16 protein-coding genes are annotated in these 19,291 nt (G+C 60.3%); 9 read left to right on the forward strand and 7 right to left on the reverse strand.

Annotation, left to right across the window (positions count from 1 at the left end):
• Position 1: 1 nt before the first annotated feature.
• On the reverse strand, positions 2–1,207 hold the full coding sequence (locus tag JBE38_RS19860; RefSeq protein ID WP_205344954.1) for a molybdopterin molybdotransferase MoeA: 1,206 nt from the start codon (positions 1,205–1,207) through the stop codon (positions 2–4).
• Complete coding sequence (gene moaB, locus JBE38_RS19865) at positions 1,204–1,743, reverse strand: molybdenum cofactor biosynthesis protein B (protein ID WP_090365737.1); 540 nt, start codon at positions 1,741–1,743, stop codon at positions 1,204–1,206. Before moaB ends, JBE38_RS19860 begins: the two co-directional genes overlap by 4 nt.
• A gap of 283 nt (positions 1,744–2,026) precedes the next feature.
• On the opposite strand from moaB, the gene JBE38_RS19870 reads away from it, so the two are divergent.
• The 4 genes from JBE38_RS19870 to JBE38_RS19885 all read left to right on the forward strand — a co-directional run bounded on the left by JBE38_RS19870 (position 2,027) and on the right by JBE38_RS19885 (position 6,436).
• Positions 2,027–2,926: a LysR family transcriptional regulator gene (locus JBE38_RS19870; protein ID WP_205344955.1), complete on the forward strand. Its 900-nt coding sequence runs from the start codon at positions 2,027–2,029 to the stop codon at positions 2,924–2,926.
• 13 nt (positions 2,927–2,939) lie between these two features.
• On the forward strand, positions 2,940–3,767 hold the full coding sequence (gene fdhD, locus JBE38_RS19875) for a formate dehydrogenase accessory sulfurtransferase FdhD (RefSeq protein ID WP_205344956.1): 828 nt from the start codon (positions 2,940–2,942) through the stop codon (positions 3,765–3,767).
• Positions 3,768–3,841: 74 nt separating this feature from the next.
• Positions 3,842–4,867, forward strand: coding sequence for a hypothetical protein (locus JBE38_RS19880; RefSeq protein ID WP_205344957.1), 1,026 nt, complete (start codon positions 3,842–3,844; stop codon positions 4,865–4,867).
• Between the two features lie 129 nt (positions 4,868–4,996).
• Complete coding sequence (locus JBE38_RS19885; RefSeq protein WP_205344958.1) at positions 4,997–6,436, forward strand: ArnT family glycosyltransferase; 1,440 nt, start codon at positions 4,997–4,999, stop codon at positions 6,434–6,436.
• Between the two features lie 15 nt (positions 6,437–6,451).
• Here the strand turns inward: JBE38_RS19885 and JBE38_RS19890 are convergent, their stop codons facing one another.
• The gene (locus JBE38_RS19890) at positions 6,452–6,940 is read right to left on the reverse strand and encodes a TIGR00645 family protein (protein ID WP_060752294.1); all 489 of its coding nucleotides are present in this window, start codon (positions 6,938–6,940) and stop codon (positions 6,452–6,454) included.
• 162 nt (positions 6,941–7,102) lie between these two features.
• On the opposite strand from JBE38_RS19890, the gene JBE38_RS19895 reads away from it, so the two are divergent.
• Positions 7,103–8,926 carry a hypothetical protein gene (locus tag JBE38_RS19895; protein WP_205344959.1) on the forward strand — a complete coding sequence of 608 codons (1,824 nt, stop codon included), beginning with the start codon at positions 7,103–7,105 and terminating at the stop codon, positions 8,924–8,926.
• Between the two features lie 5 nt (positions 8,927–8,931).
• Here JBE38_RS19895 and JBE38_RS19900 read toward each other — a convergent pair whose 3' ends face one another.
• Both JBE38_RS19900 and JBE38_RS19905 read right to left on the reverse strand, forming a co-directional pair.
• On the reverse strand, positions 8,932–9,249 hold the full coding sequence (locus tag JBE38_RS19900) for a PA4575 family protein (RefSeq protein WP_060752295.1): 318 nt from the start codon (positions 9,247–9,249) through the stop codon (positions 8,932–8,934).
• A gap of 312 nt (positions 9,250–9,561) precedes the next feature.
• The gene (locus JBE38_RS19905; protein WP_060752296.1) at positions 9,562–12,000 is read right to left on the reverse strand and encodes a Lon protease family protein; all 2,439 of its coding nucleotides are present in this window, start codon (positions 11,998–12,000) and stop codon (positions 9,562–9,564) included.
• Positions 12,001–12,270: 270 nt separating this feature from the next.
• Here JBE38_RS19905 and JBE38_RS19910 point away from each other — a divergent pair, with 270 nt between their 5' ends.
• From JBE38_RS19910 to JBE38_RS19925, 4 genes are all read left to right on the forward strand, one after another.
• Positions 12,271–12,759, forward strand: coding sequence for a DUF3015 domain-containing protein (locus JBE38_RS19910; RefSeq protein WP_060752297.1), 489 nt, complete (start codon positions 12,271–12,273; stop codon positions 12,757–12,759).
• Positions 12,760–12,850: 91 nt separating this feature from the next.
• On the forward strand, positions 12,851–14,704 hold the full coding sequence (locus JBE38_RS19915) for an Lnb N-terminal periplasmic domain-containing protein (RefSeq protein ID WP_205344960.1): 1,854 nt from the start codon (positions 12,851–12,853) through the stop codon (positions 14,702–14,704).
• A gap of 244 nt (positions 14,705–14,948) precedes the next feature.
• Entirely contained in the window at positions 14,949–15,305 is a 357-nt protein-coding gene (locus tag JBE38_RS19920; RefSeq protein ID WP_205344961.1) for a hypothetical protein, read from the forward strand.
• 70 nt (positions 15,306–15,375) lie between these two features.
• On the forward strand, positions 15,376–15,873 hold the full coding sequence (locus tag JBE38_RS19925) for a GreA/GreB family elongation factor (RefSeq protein WP_090365725.1): 498 nt from the start codon (positions 15,376–15,378) through the stop codon (positions 15,871–15,873).
• Here the strand turns inward: JBE38_RS19925 and gdhA are convergent.
• Positions 15,870–17,207 (reverse strand): NADP-specific glutamate dehydrogenase, encoded by a 1,338-nt coding sequence (gdhA, locus tag JBE38_RS19930; RefSeq protein WP_090365723.1) that lies wholly within the window; start codon positions 17,205–17,207, stop codon positions 15,870–15,872. The two genes, JBE38_RS19925 and gdhA, sit on opposite strands and share 4 nt — an antisense overlap.
• A gap of 349 nt (positions 17,208–17,556) precedes the next feature.
• Complete coding sequence (ettA, locus tag JBE38_RS19935) at positions 17,557–19,221, reverse strand: energy-dependent translational throttle protein EttA (RefSeq protein WP_060752303.1); 1,665 nt, start codon at positions 19,219–19,221, stop codon at positions 17,557–17,559.
• Positions 19,222–19,291 lie beyond the last annotated feature (70 nt).

The raw sequence follows: 19,291 nt of genomic DNA on the forward strand, positions 1-19,291 counted from the left end.
CTCAGAACAAATCGCAGAACGGAATGAAACGCGCCGTGTCACCGGAGCGCAGGGTGCAGCCCTCGGGGATTTCCACCAGCCCATCCGCCCAAGAGGCCCCCAACAGCACACCTGAACTCTGGTTCGGATACAGCACGGCCTGCCCGTGCTCCAGCCTGGCGCGCAGGAATTCGCGGCGGTTGCCAGCTTTCGGCCAGTCAAACCCTACGCTGACCGCAAAGCTCAGGGGTGTGACGTCTTCGACACCCTGGATACGCAGCAAGTAAGCCCGCGCCAACAGACCGAATGTGACCAGTGCCGAGGTCGGATTACCGGGCAGGCCGATGACCGGCACATTACCGAAATAGCCCACGGTCAGCGGTTTGCCCGGTTTGATCGAGAGTTTCCAGAATAACGGCTTACCGCACTCGCGCAGCACTTGGCCAAGGTAATCGGCATCGCCGGCAGAGACGCCGCCAGTGGTCAGGATCAGGTCGGTTGCAGGCGGCAATTGTTCCAATTTGAGCCGGGTAAGTTGCGGCTCGTCAGGAAGAATGCCGCCATCGATCACTTCACAACCCAATTCGCTCAACCAATGGCTGAGCAATGTGCGATTGCTATTGTAGATACCGCCCGGCCGGAGGGGCGCCCCCGGCTCCACCAGTTCGTTGCCCGTGGACAGCAGAGCCACCCGTGGCCGGCGCACCACCGGCACATGCGTGCAACCCTGTGCCGCCGCGATGGCCAGTTCGAAAGGCCCGAGGCGCTTACCGGCGTTGAGCAACACCTCGCCCGCTTTGTTCTCCTGGCCTCGGGGGCGAATATTCTGCCCCACGCGCAGCGGCTGCCTAAAACGCACACGACCGCCCTGCAGCACCTCGACGTTTTCTTGCATCTCGATGCAATTGGCGCCTTCGGGCAGCGGAGCGCCAGTGAAGATGCGCGCGCAGGTGCCAGGCAGCAGGGCCTGGGGCGCAACACCGGCAAATATCTGTTGCGATACCGCCAGCGGCTCACCTTGCCAATCGCCGAGATTCAGGGCGTAGCCGTCCATGGCACTGTTTGGCCACAGCGGCAGGTCCAGGGTCGCAACCAGGTCACTGGCCAGGACCCGTTGCCGTGCATCACTCAGGGCCACCGACTCGCTGTCTTGCAGGCAGTGCTCCTGCGCCATAGCCAGCAGTGACGCAATGGCCGCCTCCACTGACATCAACGGCGCCCCCTTCATCCTCGCGTCCCGCACAGCGCCACGGGCTTGAGGTGTGGCACAAAATTGCACGGCCGGTGGCGGGCATCGAGCTGCTCGGCAAGGATGCCTTCCCACGCGGTGCGGCAGGCCCCCGTGGAACCCGGCAGGCAACACACCAACGTTCCGTTGGCCAGCCCGGCCAAGGCGCGGCTTTGCACTGTGGAGGTGCCGATATCGAGAATGGAGATTGCGCGGAACAACTCACCGAAGCCCTCAATCTGCTTATCCAACAAGCAGCTCACCGCCTCGGGTGTACTGTCGCGGCCGGTGAAGCCGGTGCCGCCAGTAATCAACACCACCTGAACCTGCTCGCTGGCGATCCAGGTCGCAACCTGTGCGCGGATCTTGTAGAGGTCATCCTTGAGCAGGTTGCGTTCACTGAGGCTGTGCCCCGCTTCCAACAGGCGGCTGACCAGCAATTGCCCGGAAGTATCGTTGGCATATTCCCGGGTATCACTGACGGTTAACACTGCAATATTCAACGGTACGAACAACGCATCCGACGTTACGCTCATGGGACCCTCCGGCAGACTTTTAACAAAACCATTTGCTTGAGGCTAAGGCGCTCAAACCAAGGCTGTCTAATCGTTACGGCTGACTGAGTTATCGAGCGTTTCTATCACTGGTTTTCCTGCAATGAATTCTTCGGTTATCGAGCGAATCGATCACGCCTTCAATACAGGCGATTGGACGCACGGGCCTTACAATGAGATGGTCTGCTCTCTCGCTCGCTGCGCTTTGCAAGCTTCAGACACTGGCACTCATAACGACCTCTTACTTACCCAAGCAGGCGCCTTAATGGACATAAAGCAACTCAAATTCCTGATCGCACTGGAGCAAACCCGTCACTTCGGCCAGGCGGCCGCGCGCTGCCATATCACGCAACCGACACTGTCGATGCGCTTGCGCAATCTGGAAGATGAGTTGGGCCTGGAGCTGGTTACCCGTGGCCAGCGCTTCGAAGGCTTCACCGAAGCCGGGGAGCGCGTGTTGGCGTGGGCCAGGACGTTGCTGGCCGCGCATGATGGGTTGTTCGCCGAAGCGGCGGCGTGTCGTGGTCAGTTGGTCGGTAACTTGCGCCTGGGCCTGGTGCCGCTTAGCGGGTTCAACCCGATCAGTTACATCCAGGGCCTGTCTCATACGTTCCCCGAACTCAAGTTCAGCTTGTCGTCCATGAGCTCGGACAAGATCATCGAAGCCTTGGGCACCAACCAACTGGACCTTGGCGTGTGTTACCTGGAGCACGTGAACCCCAATTACCTGGACTTTTTCGAGCTGGGTGAGACCCGCGTCGGGCTGTTGTACGACACCCGGCACTTTCATTTCGAAGGCACCGAGATGAGTTGGGAAGACGCCGCCGAGTTGCCCCTGGGGATGATCAGCAATGGCATGCACTATCGTAAGTCCATTGACCTGAGTTTCCGCAGTCGCGGTCTCGACCCCCAGCCCATCCTGGAGAGCGATTCGACCTATCAGTTGTTCCAGGCGATCCACGAAGGGTTTTGCTGTGCGATCATGCCGTTGGACAGCGGCCTGGAAAGCCCTATCGAGAATCTGGCGTTTATCAACCTGCCCGATGCCAGCGTGCTCGCGCCGTTGGGCATGGTCATGCGCAAGACCGAGCCGCGCTCGGCCATCGCCGAAAAATGTTTTGCCGAGGCCAGGAAATTGCTCATCGCCAAGGGCGCAGGCGAGTAACGGAGGTTTGCCCATGATTTGCCGAGTCGAACACGCCGCTGAAGCAGGCGATGCCAATGCACCGGCACCGCAGCCTCGCAACGTTGCCTATCGGGAGTATGACGAAGGCGCGCAGGTCGCCGAGGCGGCGCTGGCGGCGGAAATCGCGCTGGCCATCAGTTACAACGGCTTAAGCCAGGCGGTGATGATGGTTTCACCTGGCGACATCGAGGACTTCATCCGCGGCTTCAGCGTGAGTAATGGGATCATCGACAACCAGGGTGAAATCTACGATATCCAGCTCACGCATTTTGATCAGGCCTGCCAGGCCGACGTCAACATCTCCAGTCGGGCGTTCTGGGCGCTGAAAGATCACCGGCGGCAGATGGCGGGCACCAGCGGCTGCGGATTATGCGGCGTGGAGGCGCTGGAACAGGCACTGCCCCAACTGGACATCCTGCAACCGGCGCCCCTGCCGCCCGCGCATCACCTCAAGGGCCTGCGTGAGCGCATCGACGCCGCCCAGGTCATGGGGAAAAGTACCGGCGCCCTGCATGCGGCGCTGCATTTCGACGCTGACGGCTCAGCCTTGTTGTGCCGTGAAGACATTGGCCGGCATAACGCACTGGATAAATTGATCGGCGCTATGCAACAGGCACAGGTCGATGCGCGCAGCGGGTTCACGGTCGTCACCAGTCGTTGCAGCCTGGAGCTTATTCACAAGGCCGTGAGGGCCGGGCTTGGCACCTTGGTCAGTTTGTCGGCGCCCACCAGCCTGACGGTGCAATGGGCACGCAAACACCAGCTCAACCTGATCCACGTACCGCATCGAAGCGCACCGCGGATCTACAGCCCGGCCTGAAAGGACGGCTGGAATCCGGCCCCACGACGCATTACCCTGACGGCCTCTATCAGACAACCGGAAGTCAGATACCCGTGCTCAAGCCCCTCGCCGCCATTGCCCTCGCCTGTACGCCTTTGTTGACCAACGCCGCCGACCTGGCCGGGGTGTGGAAAGGCACCCTGGGCAAATCCGCCATCGTTGCCTGTTTCAACGGCGCCGATGGCGAGCACGGCAGTTATTACTATCAGCGCATCCTCACACCTATCCAGCTGACTCAAGCCAGCGACAACGCGCCCTGGGTGGAAGCCGCAAATACCGGTTTCTGGGCGCTGCAACCCCCGCAAGGCGATAGGCTTTCAGGCGCCTGGAGCAAAAACCCGGGCGGCACACCGCTGCCACTCAACTTGCAACGCGTCGACACGCAAGGCTGTGGCAGCGACGCCTACAACGCGCCCATGGAAGCCGCGCCGCTACCGATCAAGACTGAGAAGAAAACCTTCGGTGAGCACCGCTATCAGCTCAAGACCCAAGGCGCCCAGGTCACGCTCAAGCTCGAGGGCGATGGCCAGGCCATCCAGAAGATCAACCAGCAACTCGCGGCCCTGGCCGTGAGCGACGATGATCAGAAGGAGTATTTGCAGGAACGGCGCGAGTACCTGGGCCGCAACGGCTCGGCCTACACCAGCGAAATTGAAGTGGCGCCCACGTATTGGTCATCTCAATTCATGACCGTCAGGTTTTACCGATGGGCCGCAGGCACCGGCGCCGGCGGTATCAGCTGGGGCCTGCACTCATGGGACCTGCAAACCGGTGAAAGCGTCGATCCCTGGGCATGGCTCGGCGGGCGCCAGGAGTGGTATGACGCCTACGCCGGGCACGTGAAGCTGCCGGCCAAATTCAGCCAATGGCTGGCCCGGCAGACCACTACCGACGAAGGCTGCCCGGCGATCACCAGCTATTCCACCTTCGACCTGACCTTCAACACCCAAGGCTTGCAGCTCGCGACGCGCGCCACGGGTGACGGCTGCGATAACGAGCTGAATTTCACCTGGGAGCAATTGACACCGGTGCTGACCGAGGCAGGCAAAGCGGCGTTGCCCCGCTTGAAACAGCCCTGAACGGCAGGCTCGGCCAGCCTTACAAAAACCCCACATTGATTCACCAAATATTAAGAATCGCTTTCGTATACTGCTGGATCGCCCAGGACCGATCCCCCGATCGGTCCCCTTTCCCGGTAGCCAGACTCCATGACGCGCCCCGCCTCTCTGCTGCTTCTTCTCGCTGGACTGTTATTTTTCTGCGCCCTTGGCGGCCATGAGCTGCAAGGCTCCACCGAAGCCCGCGTCGCCGGGATCGCCATGGCTATGCACCTGGACAATGACTGGGTGATCCCACGCCTGTTTCGCGAACCCTTCCTGGAAAAACCGCCCCTGAGCCTCTGGCTGGATGCCGGCGCCATTCGCCTGTTTGGCGCGTCGACCTGGGCGGTGCGCCTGGCTTCGGCGTTTGCCGGCTTGTTCAGCGTGATGCTGTTCTACGGCATGCTGCGCAAGTTTGGCCGGCCCAAGTCGCTGGCGTTCTGCGCCGCGTTGATCCTGGCAACCATGGCCAGCTACTGGGGCAATGTGCGCGGCGTGGGTGAAGACTCATTGCTCAGCCTCGGTGTGACCACCGCGTTGCTGGCGTTCTACCAGGCGATGCGGCCCGAGTCCGAGCGCCAGGGCTCCAACACATGGGCCTGGGCACTGTTTACGCTGGGCATGGTCATCGCCACCCTGAGCAAGGGTGTGCTGGGCCTGGCGATGCCGGGCATCGTGATCTTCGTGTACCTGGCCGCGACCAGCCTGATGGACAAGCGCTTGCGCATCGGCGATTGGCTCAAGCCGGCGCTGTTTACGCTGTTGGCGTTGGTACCGCTGCTGATCTGGCTGGGGTTCCTGTACCAGCGTGGCGGGATGCAGGCGGTCGGTGAAGTACTGTGGACCAACAGCGTCGGGCGCTTCAGCGGCTCATTTGTGGAAGCCGGGCATTACGAGCCGTTCTACTACTACCTCGCGAAATTGCCTCAAGCGTTTTTGCCCTGGAACATCCTGGTGTACCTGGGCCTGTGGCACTTTCGCAAAAGCCTGGTGCGCAATCGCTACCGTCTATTTTTCAGTGTGTGGCTGGTGGCGCAATTCACCCTGCTGACCCTGGCCTCCAGCAAGCGCACCGTGTACCTGATGTCGCTCACACCGGCCGCCGCCGTACTCGCAGCCGAATATGGGTGGGTGCTGCTGGAGCGCTTGAAAGAGCGCAAGCCTGGCGTGTACCGCTACCACTGCCAGGTGATCGGCGGCGTATTCGGCGTGCTCATTGCCTGCTATATGAGCGCTGCATTCTGGTTCGCGCCCAAGGCGGACGCCGTGGAGTCATTCGTGCCAGTGATCAGCCAGCTCCAGGCACTGCAGGCAGAAGGCCGGGAAGTGGCAATATTCCAACCTAACGAACGGATCTTCGGTGCCGGGGTGTTCTACATGCAAGCGTACGTGCCCATCCTGCAAACCGAAGACGAGTTGCGCGCCTTCCTCACGGCCAAACCGGGTAATGTGGCGCTGATGGATCACACCGACCGGCTGAATGAAAAGGTCACGGTGATCAAGCAGATGGCAATCGGCCGCCAGCCTTACTACTTCGCGGAGCAGTAAGGCCAGCGCGGGTCATCAGTGCTTGGTGACCTTGTCCAGGTAACCCATGGCGAACGCCGAGATCACGAAGGTCATGTGGATGATCACGTACCACATCAGGTGTTGTGGATCGACGTTCTTGGCGTCCATGAAGATGCGCAACAAGTGGATGGAGGAAATCGCCACGATGGACGCCGCCACTTTCATCTTCAGCGAGGAGGAGTCCATCGTGCCCAGCCAGTTGAGCTTTTCCTTGTTCTCATCGATATCCAGCTGCGAGACGAAGTTCTCGTAGCCGGAAATCATCACCATCACCAGCAAGCCGCCAACCAGGGCCATGTCGATCAACGACAGCAGTACCAGGATCAAGTCGGATTCGGCCATCGAGAACACGCTCGGCAGCAGGTGCACCACTTCCTGGAAGAATTTCAACGCCAGCGCCAGCAACCCCAGGGACAAGCCGAAATAGATGGGCGCCAGCAGCCAGCGCGAAGCGTACATAGCATTTTCGATAAAACGTTCCATTGGATCTCACACAGCTTGGCTAAAAATGGCCGCGAGTATACCAGCCGCTACCTGATCGCTGTCACCGCGAGAAAACTGACCCAGGTGGCATCTGTAAGAGATTTTTTCTGCTAGTGTCGAGCCCATGAACTCGGCTCGATGATGTCGGACAGGAAGACTCAGATGATGGATGTGCGATCCCCTTTGGCCAGCCTCGGCCTGTGTGCGGCGTTGCTGATAGCCAGCGGCTGCTCACCCAAAGAAGAGCAGAAACAGGCGACCCTCGAAGAGAAAACCGCAAAATTCGAACAGTCACTGGACAGCATCCAAGACCCCAAGCTGCGGGATGCCATCGCCGACCTTGGCGGTTCGCTGCTGCTGCTGGAACGGGCACGCGTCAAGCTCGCCAACAAGCCGATCGAAGCCGAATACGGCGAAGACACGCTGGCCTTGCTCAAGCATTACCCCACGCCCCAAGCCTTGGTGGACACCTACATCAACGGCCTGTTCGTGCTGCGCAAGACCTCCCATTCCGACTACCTCACGGATTTGCAGCCGGTCTTCCCGTTCAGCTTCAACAGCCCCGACCAGTTCCCCTTCCCTCACAGCCTCGAATGGCAGTCGGTGACGTTGAGCAACAACAAGGTGATCCCCTTCCAACCGGAATGGTCGGAAACCGATCCCGGCATTCAACTGAGCCCGAGCAGCTCCAACCTGACCAACCCCGACGACCTGACGGTGAGCTACCCGTTTATCGAAGGGGTCGAGACGGACAACAAGAGCCAGCCCCAACCGGTCAGCCTCAAAGGCACGGTTGACGTGGTGGCACCGGGCAAGGTGCTGACCTTTGACTTGTCAAAAAAGGACGTGGGCCGCAAGCGCACCGAAGGCAACATCACCCTCAACCTGGTATTGCTTGAAAAAAACTACGCCGAGATCGAGCTGACCAACAGCGAGCCCCTGGCCGCCGAAGTCGGCGACGACTCGCCTAACCCGTTGCTGGTGCAGGCACGCGACAGCACCGGGCAGTTTCTGACGCGTTCGGGCTCAATCAACGAAAGTGCCGCGCAAGTGGCGTTCTATGAGCAGCAGTTGGCCGAGATGCGCAAGCAGAAGACGTGGTCCGATGCTTTCGAGAAGCAGCTCACCGACGAGCAAAAAGCCTTTGAGCACAAGCAGACCAGCCATTATGCCAAGGTGTATTTCAATGGCCTGATCGACACGCTGCAGGTCAACGTCCTGGATTTTTCCAAAGCCACACTGACGCATAAGGACCTGGACCTGCCGGTGATGCGCTTTGACAAGAACAGCCTGCAGAATACGGTGCAAGCCTTGCCGATGCCCGTCACGGTGTACGACGACAGCGCCGCCGGCTGGCTCAAAGACGCAAGCATGAGCGAAGACCAGCTGAAAAAAAGCATCACAATCAGCCAGTCGACCGACGATGCCAGCGCCGCCAGGATCGTGTTTGACCACCCCTTCACCTTCAACGACGAACTGGTGGGCAACGACCACAGCAGCAGCGACGAACCCATCACCTTCTTCACTGCGGACGAAAAAGGCGAACGTGGCGAACCCATCGAGCTGCCCAGCGAAGCCTTTGAGCTGGACCCGGCGCGAGGCACGCTCACCTACGACCTCAACCTGTTCCCGGAAACCCCGGCATACGTGGTGGGCTCGATTCCGTTGTTCCTGGCGAACATCGAGAAAAGCACGATGGACGTCGCCAAACTGCCCAAGGGCCTGACACTCAAGGACAACGCCCTGATCGTCGACCAGAAGGCGTTCCCTTCCGACAGCTGGCGCTTCTACGCCAAGGACGCCAGCGGCAACTATCTCAAGGAAATCCTCGGTGTCAGCCACCGCGCAGAGGAATACGGCACGGCCATGTTCGACGTGCATTATTTCTATGGCAAGCCGACCACTCTGGAAAGCTACCAGCGCACCGACCTGAGCACCGTGCAATACGGCTTTGAGGTCAAGTTGGACAAACCTGAGAGCCAATAACCTGGCTACAGCGCCAGGCGTTCCTGGCTACCGTTGAGCTGTCGCAGGTGTGCCTGCATATGCAGGCACCAGATCTGCGGATCGTCCGCCTGCTCGTAACCGTGCAGGGTCAGGCTGTCGACAATCGACTGAAGAATGGTTTCTGCCACGAAGGGTCCATGAAACGGGCCTTGGGACTTGATGGTGGAAGGCTGTTCGCCGGTCATTCCGGCGGCAAACAACAACGTCCACATCCCGTTATCCCCTGCCAGAGGACGAATGGAGCATTCGATACGGGTGACCAGGCCCAGGCACTGGCGGGTAAGGCTGAGGTTGCGCGACATGGCGGCGACCCTCGGTAGATCGGTGTTCAACCTCAGGCACATGGCGAGGCTGTTTCTATCCTGCGACTCCTGTGGATATCCCTTAAGTTCAGAATAGAGGAAAACCACAACAAACCAAGGTTGTAGGGACCAACGGGCATGGCCCCTCAAGAAGCGTCAATTTATTGGCTGGCCACCCCCAAAAAATACACCGCCAACCCAATGTGGGAGGGGGCTTGCTCCCGATAGCGGTGTGTCAGTCAACCTATTCAGTGATGACCTACCGCTATCGGGAGCAAGCCCCCTCCCACACTTCCCGCGTCAAACCCGAATTCAGGTGGGTGGGGTTTCAGCCAGGGCTTGCTGTGCCAGCTCTTTCTCGGCTTCCTTCAGGTCTTCCTCGCTGATCATCTCCGCAATCGCCCGCAGGCGCTCAACCACCCGCGCATTCACGCTGCCTTCCGGGAACTGCCCTTCGGCATCCGGCTCGCCGGCAGGCTCGCCCACCAGCAAGCTCAAGGCCTCATCCGCCTGACGCACGGCATAGATGTGGAATTGGCCGTTGCGCACCGCCTGCAACACCTTCTCGTCGAGCATCAGCGTGGCGACGTTGGCCTGGGGAATGATCGCCCCTTGCTCGCCGGTCAACCCACGGGCCTCGCAGAGGCGGAAGAAGCCTTCGATCTTCTCGTTGACCCCGCCCACCGCCTGCACTTCACCAAACTGGTTGATCGAACCGGTGATCGCAAAACACTGCTTGAGCGGCGTTTTCGACAACGCCGAAATCAACGTGCACGCCTCGCCCAGGGACGCGCTGTCGCCGTCCACGTAACCGTAGGACTGCTCCAGCGCGATACTCGCCGAGATCGCCAGCGGGAATTCCTGGGCATACCGGCTGCCCAGGTAACCGGTGAGGATCATCACGCCCTTGGAGTGAATCGGCTGGCCGAGGTTGACTTCACGCTCGATGTCGACGATGCCACTGCCGCCGGGATACACCGTGGCGGAAATCCGCGCCGGCACGCCGAAGGCCGAATCACCGACTTCCAGCACTGTCAGCCCGTTGCACTTGCCGACGGCTGCACCGGCGGTGTCGATCAGGATCACCCCGGCGAGCATGTCGTCGAGAATCCGCGCCGACACACGCCCGGTGCGCGTGGCCTTGGCCTTGAGCGCACGTTCGATATGGCCGGCGTCGGTCATCTCGTCACCCGCCAGATGGCGAATGAAGTCCGCTTCGCTGACCAGTTGGAACAAATCGCCAATCCTCGCCGACAAACGCCCCTGATGTTCCGCCAGCCGCGCACTGTAGGTGGCCAGCCGCGCCACCGCATCCGACGTCAGCGGTGCCATGCCTTCTTCTGACGTGCGGGTTTTAAGCAACTGGGCGAACTGCTCCAGGCTTTCGTCGACCATCGGGATGTCTTCGTCGAAGTCCACCAGCACGCGGAACATCTCCTGGAAGTCCGGATCGGCGTCCTGCAACGCGTAGTAGAGCTGGCGCGAACCGATGATGATGACCTTGACCTGCAACGGAATCATCTGCGGGTTGAGGGTCACGGTGGCCAAGCGGCCCAGCTCGCCCAGGGGCGACTCCATCTTCAACTTGCGCGATTGCAGGGAACGCTTGAGCGCGTCCCACACAAACGGCTCGCCGAGCATTTTTTCCGCTTCAAGGATCAGGAAACCGCCATTGGCACGGTGCAGGGCACCCGGGCGCAACTGGCGATAAGTGGTGTAGAGCGCGCCCTGGTCGGTGCTGTATTCGATACGACCGAACAGGTTGTCGTAGGTCGGGTGCGGTTCGAAAACCACCGGCGCGCCGCCATTGGTCGGGTGGCCTACCACCAGGCTCGGGCAGTATTGCTCCTCGAGCAGCTTGCGGGCCTGGGCGTCGGTCTTGGCATCGTCCACCAGTTGCTCGACCACAGTCTTGAGCAGGTACACCTGCATGGCCTGCAGGTAACCGCAGACGGCGGCGTTTTCCGCGTACTTTTCCGACAGCGGAGCGAGCAATGGCTGCAGGGCCAGGGTGATGGTTTCTTCGTTGAATTGGCGCAGTTGGTTATTCGACTCACGCTTCCACTGCGGCAGGCTGGCCAGTTCCTCGTTGAGGCGTTCTTCCAACTCGGAAATGTCCGTGTGGAAGCGCTCGCGGTCAGCTTCCGGCAATTGCGAGAACTCGGCTTCGTCCAGCGCCTTGCCGTCGAGCATCGGCGTGAAGGCGATGTTGGAGCTGTCGCGGTACAGCGCTACGTCTTTTTCCAGGGCCAGGCGTTCGATGACGTCCAACGCCTTGTCGTAACGCTGGTTGAAGGCGCGGTCGATGGCGCTTTTGCGCTGTTGATAAGTCGGGTGTTCGAAGACCGCCGGGAAAGTCGCCACCAGGTTGTCGACCAGGCCGTTGATATCGGCGATGAACGCTGCGGCGGCGCCGCCTGGCAGCTCCAGGGCACGCGGTTCGCGCGGCTCATCGAAATTATTCACATAGACCCAGTCTGCCGGGGTCTGCAGGCGTTTGCCTTCGGCCTTCAGGTAGCGTTTGACGAACGAAAAGCGGCCAGTACCGGGCTCGCCCATGACAAACACGTTGTAACCGGGGCGTGGCATGGCCACACCGAACTGCAAGGCTTCGACCGCACGTTCCTGGCCAAGCACACCGCGAAAAGGCTCCAAATCATTGGTGGTCGAGAAGCTGAACTGTTCAGCGGAGAAAGGGCGAGTCAGCGCTTCGGGCGCTAGACGCAAGCTGGCAGCAACAGGATCAGGCATCGGGCTTCCTTACATCAGGCGGGGCAGATGACGGCATTCTGGCTCTCGCTTGCGCGCTATGGCAAGGCGCGCCGTTGGGAAAGCTGCGCTGCGGTAGGCGCCCTGCAAAAAAAATCGCGATAAGGCCGATTGTTTTATAAAAAATAACGGAACCCCAGGATCATGCCTAAACTCCAAACTGCGCGGGTTGGACTAATAACTGGCCCCTTAGGGCGCTGCGAAGCGCCTGAACCCCTTGTCCATTGGTTTGCACACAAAGAGAACAAAGCTATGAAACGGATCCTTCTTGGTACTCTCTTCACCGTTGTCTCCCTCAATGCTATGGCAGAAGCACCAGGCGGCCCGAACTGCGGTTGGGGCAACATGCTGTTCGAAGGCCAGCGCGGTACTCCGGCGCACTTCCTCGCGTCGACCACCAACGGCACCTCGGGTAACGCCACCTTCGGCATGACCTCGGGCACCAACGGCTGTAACACCAACAGCAAGCTGACCTACGGCGGCAAGTCCTGGATTGCCATGAATGGCATGATGAACGAGCTGTCCGAAGACATGGCCAAAGGCAATGGCGAAGCACTGACCACCTACGCGGTGGTACTGGGCGTAGCCCCTGAGGACCGCGAGCACTTTGCGGCAGTGACCCACGAGCACTTCCAGCAGATCTTCAGCAAAGCTGACGTGACCGCCGACGACGTGCACACCAACACCCTCGCTGTACTGAAAGGCGATGCCCGCTTGGCGAAATACGCGACCCAAGCTTAAGCTCGACCCGCCCGCGTCTTGCGAGACGCGGGCCTTATTTTTTGGACCCGCCCCCCTTTGGGTCTCACTTATTCCGACTTAAGTTGCCCCTATGCTCAAACGCTTTGCCTGGTTGGCACTCTTCGCTTGCGCCCCGCTGTATGCGGCCGCGCCTATTGATGATCAACGTTTGCAGCAACTGGCCAACGACCCGTTCTGGCTATCTTTGGGCCATTACGAAGCCGGCAAAATCAGTGGCTGGCGCAGTTATGTCAGCGACAAGAAATTCTTCATTGCTGCCGATGGCGCGCACCACCCGGATGCCGAACTCAAGGCCACCGTCCAGGCGCTGTACCAACCTGCCAGCCTGGGTGAAAAACACGCCCAATGCGTGTACCCCGCACGCACCCGCTGGCTCAAGGACCAGTTGCACCTGACCGACCTGCCCGCCGTGGACTGCACAGAGTTCAAGCAATGGTTCAAGGACGTCGCGCCCCATAGCGCCGTGATGATCTTCCCGGCGGCCTACCTCAACAGCCCGTCGTCGATGTTCGGTCACACGCTGCTGCGCATCGACCAGGCTGACGTGCAAAGCAACAACACCGCCCTGCTCAGCTATGCAATCAACTTCGGCGCCTATATCGAAGGCTCCGACAACAGCATTCTTTACGCCTGGAAGGGCCTGATGGGCGGTTATCCCGGCCTGTTCGCGCTGGTGCCCTACCAGGAAAAACTCTCGGAGTACCGCAGCCTCGAAAACCGCGACCTGTGGGAATACCGCCTGAACCTGACCCAGGTCGAAACCGAACGCATGGTCGAGCATGTGTGGGAGCTCAAGCAGATTCAGTTCGACTACTTCTTCTTCGACGAAAACTGCTCGTACCGCCTGCTGGAGCTGCTGCAAGTGGCCCGCCCCGGCTTGCGTCTGACGGAGCAATTCCCGCTGACCGCCATTCCAACCGACACCGTCAAGGCGGTAAAGGATGCGGGGCTGGTCGAGAAGATCGACTATCGCCCGTCCCGCGAGCGCGAGCTGCTGGAGCGCGCCAAGCCACTGGATGGCGATGAACAGCAATGGGTGCTGAAAATCAGCGACGACCAGAAGCAATTGCAGGCGCCGGCCTTCAAAGCCCTGCCCCGCGAGCGCCAGGCGCTGATCATCGACGCGGCCTACCGCCTCGGTCGCTACCGCGCCAATGGCCTGGAGCGCGACAGCGAACGCTCCCAGCGCAGCTTCGAACTGCTGCGCGCCATCAACCAGAACCCGGCGCCCGACCTCAAGATCGAACGCCCCGGGCTGCCCGAGAACGGCCATGAGTCACGCACCTGGCAGGCCGGTGTCGGCACACGTGGCAGCAAGACCTTCGGCGAATACGGCCTGCGCATGGCCTACCACGACCTCAACGACAACGCCGAAGGCTTCCCGCTTGGTGCACAGATCGAAATCCTGCAAATGAAACTGCGCCAGTACGAAGGCAACCACTGGCAGCTGCAGCAACTGGACCTCGCCACCATCCGCTCCCTGACCCCGCGCAACGCCCTTTTGCAACCCTGGTCATGGCAAGTCACCGGCGGCCTGGAACGCGTGCCGGGCAAGCACGACGACCAAACCCTGGTGGCCCACGTCAACGGTGGCGCCGGCAGCACCTGGCAACTGAGTGACGACATGCTCGGCTTCGCCCTCGGCACCGTACGCGTGGAGCATAACAACGACTTCAGCGAAGCCATCTCCCCAGCGGCCGGGTTCAACACCGGCGTGCTGTGGAAAAATCCGCTGGGGAATTTGAGCCTGGAGGCCAAGGGAGACTTTTTCACCAATGGTGAAGTGCGGCGCAGTATCAGCCTGAACCAGCAATGGGAGTTGTCACGTAACCTCGGATTACGCTTGAGTGCGCAGCGCGAGTACAGCCACCTGTCGACGCCGATGAATGAAGTGATGCTTGAAGTGAAGTGGTACCACTACTGATTCCAAGTGTGGGAGGGGGCTTGCTCCCGATAGCATTGCATCAGCCAAGTAGCCATTGACTGACACACCGCTATCGGGAGCAAGCCCCCTCCCACACTTTCGTCAGCGTTTATTCAGCAGGAATTGGCGGAGTGTGCGGCGCTGACGATCAACCCAACACCGTTCTCACACCCCTTTCACGCCGCCCCGACAAATTCCCTTCTAGACTTCCCCTATCAGCCGTGAAACGGCCAGGGAGCAAGCAATGTGGCGGTATGCGGTAATGCTGTGTGCGGCAGTGTGGTTGTCGGGTTGCCAGTCAACCCATCAAGAGTTGCTGGCCAAGGGTTATCCACCGGCCTTTGCCGATGGCTTCGATGATGGCTGCAGCAGCGGTCGCCAGGCTGCCGGGGTGATCAGCGGGGAGTTTCGCAAGAACGTGCCGCGTTATCTGAAAGAACGCGAATACGCCGCGGGTTGGGAAGATGGCTTTCGCCAGTGCAAGGCCATGCGTGAGAACGAAGAGCTGCGTGACTACAAGGACAACCACTGGGACGAGCGTGAGCGCGCCTGGCAGCAGGAAAAGGACCGCGACGCCGCCCGGGCTTATCGCTCGCAATAGGTCGCTTTCAGACATCCGCCGAAACTAAAGCGCGGCGAACATGGCCCAAGCTCCATAGAGGGAGAATGTCATGAGCCGAGCTTTTGTTAATGAAGACAACGCCGCCGCCCAGGCCGACCAGCCGGTTGAGCGTCAGGTCAGCGGCCAGCCCAATCGCCTTACCGCTCAAGGGCTGGCGCAGTTGCAGGCCAGGGTTGCGCAATTGCAGCACGCGTACAGCGCCGAAGCCGCCAAGGGCGAGCAGGCCGACAAACAGCGCCAGGCCGACCTTGAGCGGGATTTGCGTTACTTCAACCAACGCGTTCAGAGCGCTCAGGTGGTGCCTCCCGCCTTGTCGACCGACAAGGTGCAGATCGGCAGTTGGGTGACCTTTGCCAATGAGCAAGACGAGCAGCAGCGCATTCAACTGGTCGGAGAAGACCAGGCCGATGCCCACGCCCATTTGATCAATTGGGGCTCGCCGCTGGGCCGCGCATTGCTGGGCGCCCAAGTGGGCGACGAGGTGCTGTGGAAGCGCCCCGTCGGCGATCAGTTGATCGAAGTGATGCGTATCGAGCCCGAGGCTTAGACGATGCCTTGGGCCAGCATCGCGTCGGCCACTTTCACGAAGCCTGCGATGTTCGCGCCCTTCACGTAGTTGACCCGGCCGTTTTCTTCGCCGTAGTGCACGCAGGCGTGATGGATCGACTGCATGATGTTGTGCAGCTTGCTGTCCACTTCACCGGCGGTCCACAACAGGCGCATGGCGTTCTGCGACATTTCCAGGCCACTCACGGCCACGCCACCGGCATTGGACGCCTTGCCCGGCGCAAACAGGATGCCCGCGTCGATGAAGAGATCCACTGCCTCCAGCGTGGTCGGCATGTTGGCACCTTCAGCGACGCAGAGGCAGCCGTTGCGCAGCAGGGTACGGGCGGCCTCGGCGTCGAGTTCGTTCTGGGTGGCACACGGCAGGGCAATATCGCAGGCCAGTTCCCAAGGGGTTTTACCCTTACGGAATTCCAGGCCGAAGCGTTCAGCCAGCTCACTGATGCGACCGCGCTGCACGTTTTTCAGCTCCAGCAGTGCCGACCATTGCGCCTCGGTCAAACCGCTTTCGGCGTACAGAGTGCCCTCGGAGTCGGACAGGGAAATCACCTTGCCGCCCAGGTCCATCACCTTACGCGCCGCGTATTGCGCGACGTTGCCGGAACCCGAGATGGCCACGCGCTTGCCTTCAACGCGCTGGCCGTCGCGCTTGAGCATTTCTTCGGCGAAGTACACGCAACCGAAACCGGTGGCTTCAGGTCGGATCAGGCTGCCGCCGTAGGTCATGCCCTTGCCGGTCAGCACGGAGGTGAACTGGTTGCTCAGGCGTTTGTACTGGCCGAACAGGAAGCCGATTTCACGCGCGCCCACGCCGATATCGCCGGCGGGTACGTCCACGTCAGCGCCGATATGGCGGTACAACTCGCTCATGAAAGCCTGGCAGAAACGCATGACTTCGGCATCGCTCTTACCTTTCGGGTCGAAGTCCGAGCCGCCTTTGCCGCCGCCCATGGGCAACGAGGTCAGGGAGTTTTTGAAGGTCTGTTCGAAGGCGAGGAATTTCAGTACGCCGAGGTTCACCGACGGGTGAAAACGCAAGCCGCCTTTATAGGGGCCGATGGCACTGTTCATCTGGATGCGGAACCCGCGATTGACCTGGACCTTGCCGTGATCATCCACCCAAGACACCCGGAAGGTAATGGCGCGTTCCGGCTCACAGATGCGCTCGAGAATGCCCGACGTCAGGTAGTGGGGATTGGCTTCAAGAAACGGCCACAGGCTGCGTAGGACCTCTTCCACGGCTTGGTGAAATTCCGGCTGGTCGGGGTCGCGTTTCTTGAGGCGAGCGAGGAAGGATTCGACGGATTCGATCATGAAAAGTCTCGGCAATTTTATTGTAATCAGGGTCGATTTGACCCGGACCTTAACAATTCATATCGCACCTGAAAAGCGCAAAATGTCGCCTTTGTGAATTTAAATGGTGCATTGAATATAAATAACTGGGCTTATTTGCACCAAAAAAGTGATTTCAACCTGAGGCACGCACCAACAGTTGGAGAGCTATCGGGAGCAAGCCCCCTCCCACACTTGATTGGGTTCCAGACTTTGGAATGCGGTCGTATGTGGGAGCGGGCTTGCTCGCGAACGAAGCCACCTCGGTCTCCCGGATGAAGGTAAAAAAAAACGGAGCCCGAAGGCTCCGTTCTTATATCCACCAGCCAAATCAGGCCAGTTTCTTGTGCCGCACACGGTGCGGCTGGGCAGCTGCTTCGCCCAGGCGCTTTTTACGGTCCGCTTCATACTCGGTGTAGTTGCCTTCGAAGAACACCGCTTGGGAGTCATCTTCGTACGCCAGGATGTGGGTCGCGACGCGGTCAAGGAACCACCGGTCGTGAGAGATCACAATGGCGGCGCCCGGGAAGTCCAGCAGGGCTTCTTCCAGGGAACGCAGGGTTTCAACGTCGAGGTCGTTGGACGGTTCGTCGAGCAGCAGCACGTTGCCGCCCTCTTTCAGGGTCAGGGCCAAGTGCAAGCGACCGCGCTCACCACCCGACAGGTCCTTGACGAACTTCTGCTGGTCACCGCCCTTGAAGTTGAAGCGCCCCACGTAGGTACGCGACGGGATTTCATAGTTGCCGATGCGGATCTGGTCGGAGCCGTCGGAGATCTGCTGGAACACGGTCTTGCTGCCGTCGAGGTCGTCGCGGCTTTGGTCCACACAGGCAAGCTGCACGGTTTCGCCGATCTCGATGCTGCCGGAGTCCGGTGTCTCCTTGCCCATCAGCATGCGGAACAGCGTGGACTTACCCGCACCGTTACCGCCAATAACACCGACGATCGCGCCTTTTGGCATGGAGAACGACAGGTTGTCGATCAACACGCGGTCGCCATAGCCTTTGGTGACGTTCTTGAATTCGATGACCTTGTCACCCAGGCGCGGGCCGGCCGGGATGTAGATCTCGTTGGTCTCGCTGCGCTTCTGGAATTCCTGCGATTGCATTTCTTCAAAGCGTTGCAGACGAGCCTTGGATTTGGACTGGCGGGCCTTGGCGCCTTTGCGCACCCATTCCAGTTCTTCCTTCATGGCTTTTTCGTGGGCCGATTGCTGCTTGGATTCGGCGGCCAGACGCTCGGACTTGGCTTCCAGCCAACCAGAGTAGTTGCCCTCGTAAGGAATACCGGCGCCGCGGTCGAGCTCCAGAATCCAGCCGGCAACGTTGTCCAGGAAGTAGCGGTCGTGCGTGATCGCAACCACGGTGCCCGGGAAATCGTGAAGGAAGTGTTCCAGCCAGGCGACGGAGTCGGCATCCAGGTGGTTGGTCGGTTCGTCGAGCAGCAGCATGTCGGGCGCCGACAGCAGCAGGCGGCACAGGGCCACGCGACGTTTTTCACCACCAGACAGGTGTTCGACCTTGGCGTCCCACGCCGGCAGGCGCAGCGCATCGGCGGCGACTTCCAGCTGGCGCTCCAGGTTATGACCGTCACCCGCCTGCAGGATGGCTTCGAGCTTGGCCTGTTCGGCGGCAAGCTTGTCGAAATCGGCATCCGGTTCGGCGTAAGCGGCGTAGACCTCGTCCAGGCGCGCCTGGGCGTCCTTGATAACGCTGACGGCCTCTTCGACCACTTCACGTACGGTCTTGGCCGGGTCCAGTTGCGGCTCCTGCGGCAGGTAGCCAATGTTCAGTTCCGGCATCGGGCGGGCTTCGCCTTCGAACTCGGTGTCGACGCCGGCCATGATTTTCAGCAGCGTGGACTTACCCGAACCGTTGAGGCCGAGCACGCCGATCTTGGCGCCAGGGAAGAAGGACAGCGAAATGTTTTTCAGGATTTCCCGCTTCGGCGGAACAACTTTTCCCAGCCGATGCATGGTGAAGACGTATTGAGCCATGGTAAACCTAGCGTCAGTGACTGATGGATTAAGCGGGCGAAGCCCGTGCAGGCCATGCGCCACGCGGGCC

This window comes from Pseudomonas sp. ICBG1301 (assembly GCF_016918385.1).
Lineage (GTDB): Bacteria > Pseudomonadota > Gammaproteobacteria > Pseudomonadales > Pseudomonadaceae > Aquipseudomonas > Aquipseudomonas palleroniana.

Bases quoted from the DNA above. Each gene is read 5' to 3' on its own strand.
- moaB (WP_090365737.1), bottom strand. From the start codon at position 1,743: ATGAGCGTAACGTCGGATGCGTTGTTCGTACCGTTGAATATTGCAGTG.
- JBE38_RS19925 (WP_090365725.1), top strand. From the start codon at position 15,376: ATGAGCCGAGCTTTTGTTAATGAAGACAACGCCGCCGCCCAGGCCGAC.
- JBE38_RS19870 (WP_205344955.1), top strand. From the start codon at position 2,027: ATGGACATAAAGCAACTCAAATTCCTGATCGCACTGGAGCAAACCCGT.
- JBE38_RS19895 (WP_205344959.1), top strand. From the start codon at position 7,103: ATGATGGATGTGCGATCCCCTTTGGCCAGCCTCGGCCTGTGTGCGGCG.
- JBE38_RS19890 (WP_060752294.1), bottom strand. From the start codon at position 6,940: ATGGAACGTTTTATCGAAAATGCTATGTACGCTTCGCGCTGGCTGCTG.
- JBE38_RS19920 (WP_205344961.1), top strand. From the start codon at position 14,949: ATGTGGCGGTATGCGGTAATGCTGTGTGCGGCAGTGTGGTTGTCGGGT.
- JBE38_RS19900 (WP_060752295.1), bottom strand. From the start codon at position 9,249: ATGTCGCGCAACCTCAGCCTTACCCGCCAGTGCCTGGGCCTGGTCACC.
- fdhD (WP_205344956.1), top strand. From the start codon at position 2,940: ATGATTTGCCGAGTCGAACACGCCGCTGAAGCAGGCGATGCCAATGCA.
- ettA (WP_060752303.1), bottom strand. From the start codon at position 19,221: ATGGCTCAATACGTCTTCACCATGCATCGGCTGGGAAAAGTTGTTCCG.
- JBE38_RS19905 (WP_060752296.1), bottom strand. From the start codon at position 12,000: ATGCCTGATCCTGTTGCTGCCAGCTTGCGTCTAGCGCCCGAAGCGCTG.
- JBE38_RS19860 (WP_205344954.1), bottom strand. From the start codon at position 1,207: ATGAAGGGGGCGCCGTTGATGTCAGTGGAGGCGGCCATTGCGTCACTG.
- JBE38_RS19910 (WP_060752297.1), top strand. From the start codon at position 12,271: ATGAAACGGATCCTTCTTGGTACTCTCTTCACCGTTGTCTCCCTCAAT.
- gdhA (WP_090365723.1), bottom strand. From the start codon at position 17,207: ATGATCGAATCCGTCGAATCCTTCCTCGCTCGCCTCAAGAAACGCGAC.
- JBE38_RS19915 (WP_205344960.1), top strand. From the start codon at position 12,851: ATGCTCAAACGCTTTGCCTGGTTGGCACTCTTCGCTTGCGCCCCGCTG.
- JBE38_RS19885 (WP_205344958.1), top strand. From the start codon at position 4,997: ATGACGCGCCCCGCCTCTCTGCTGCTTCTTCTCGCTGGACTGTTATTT.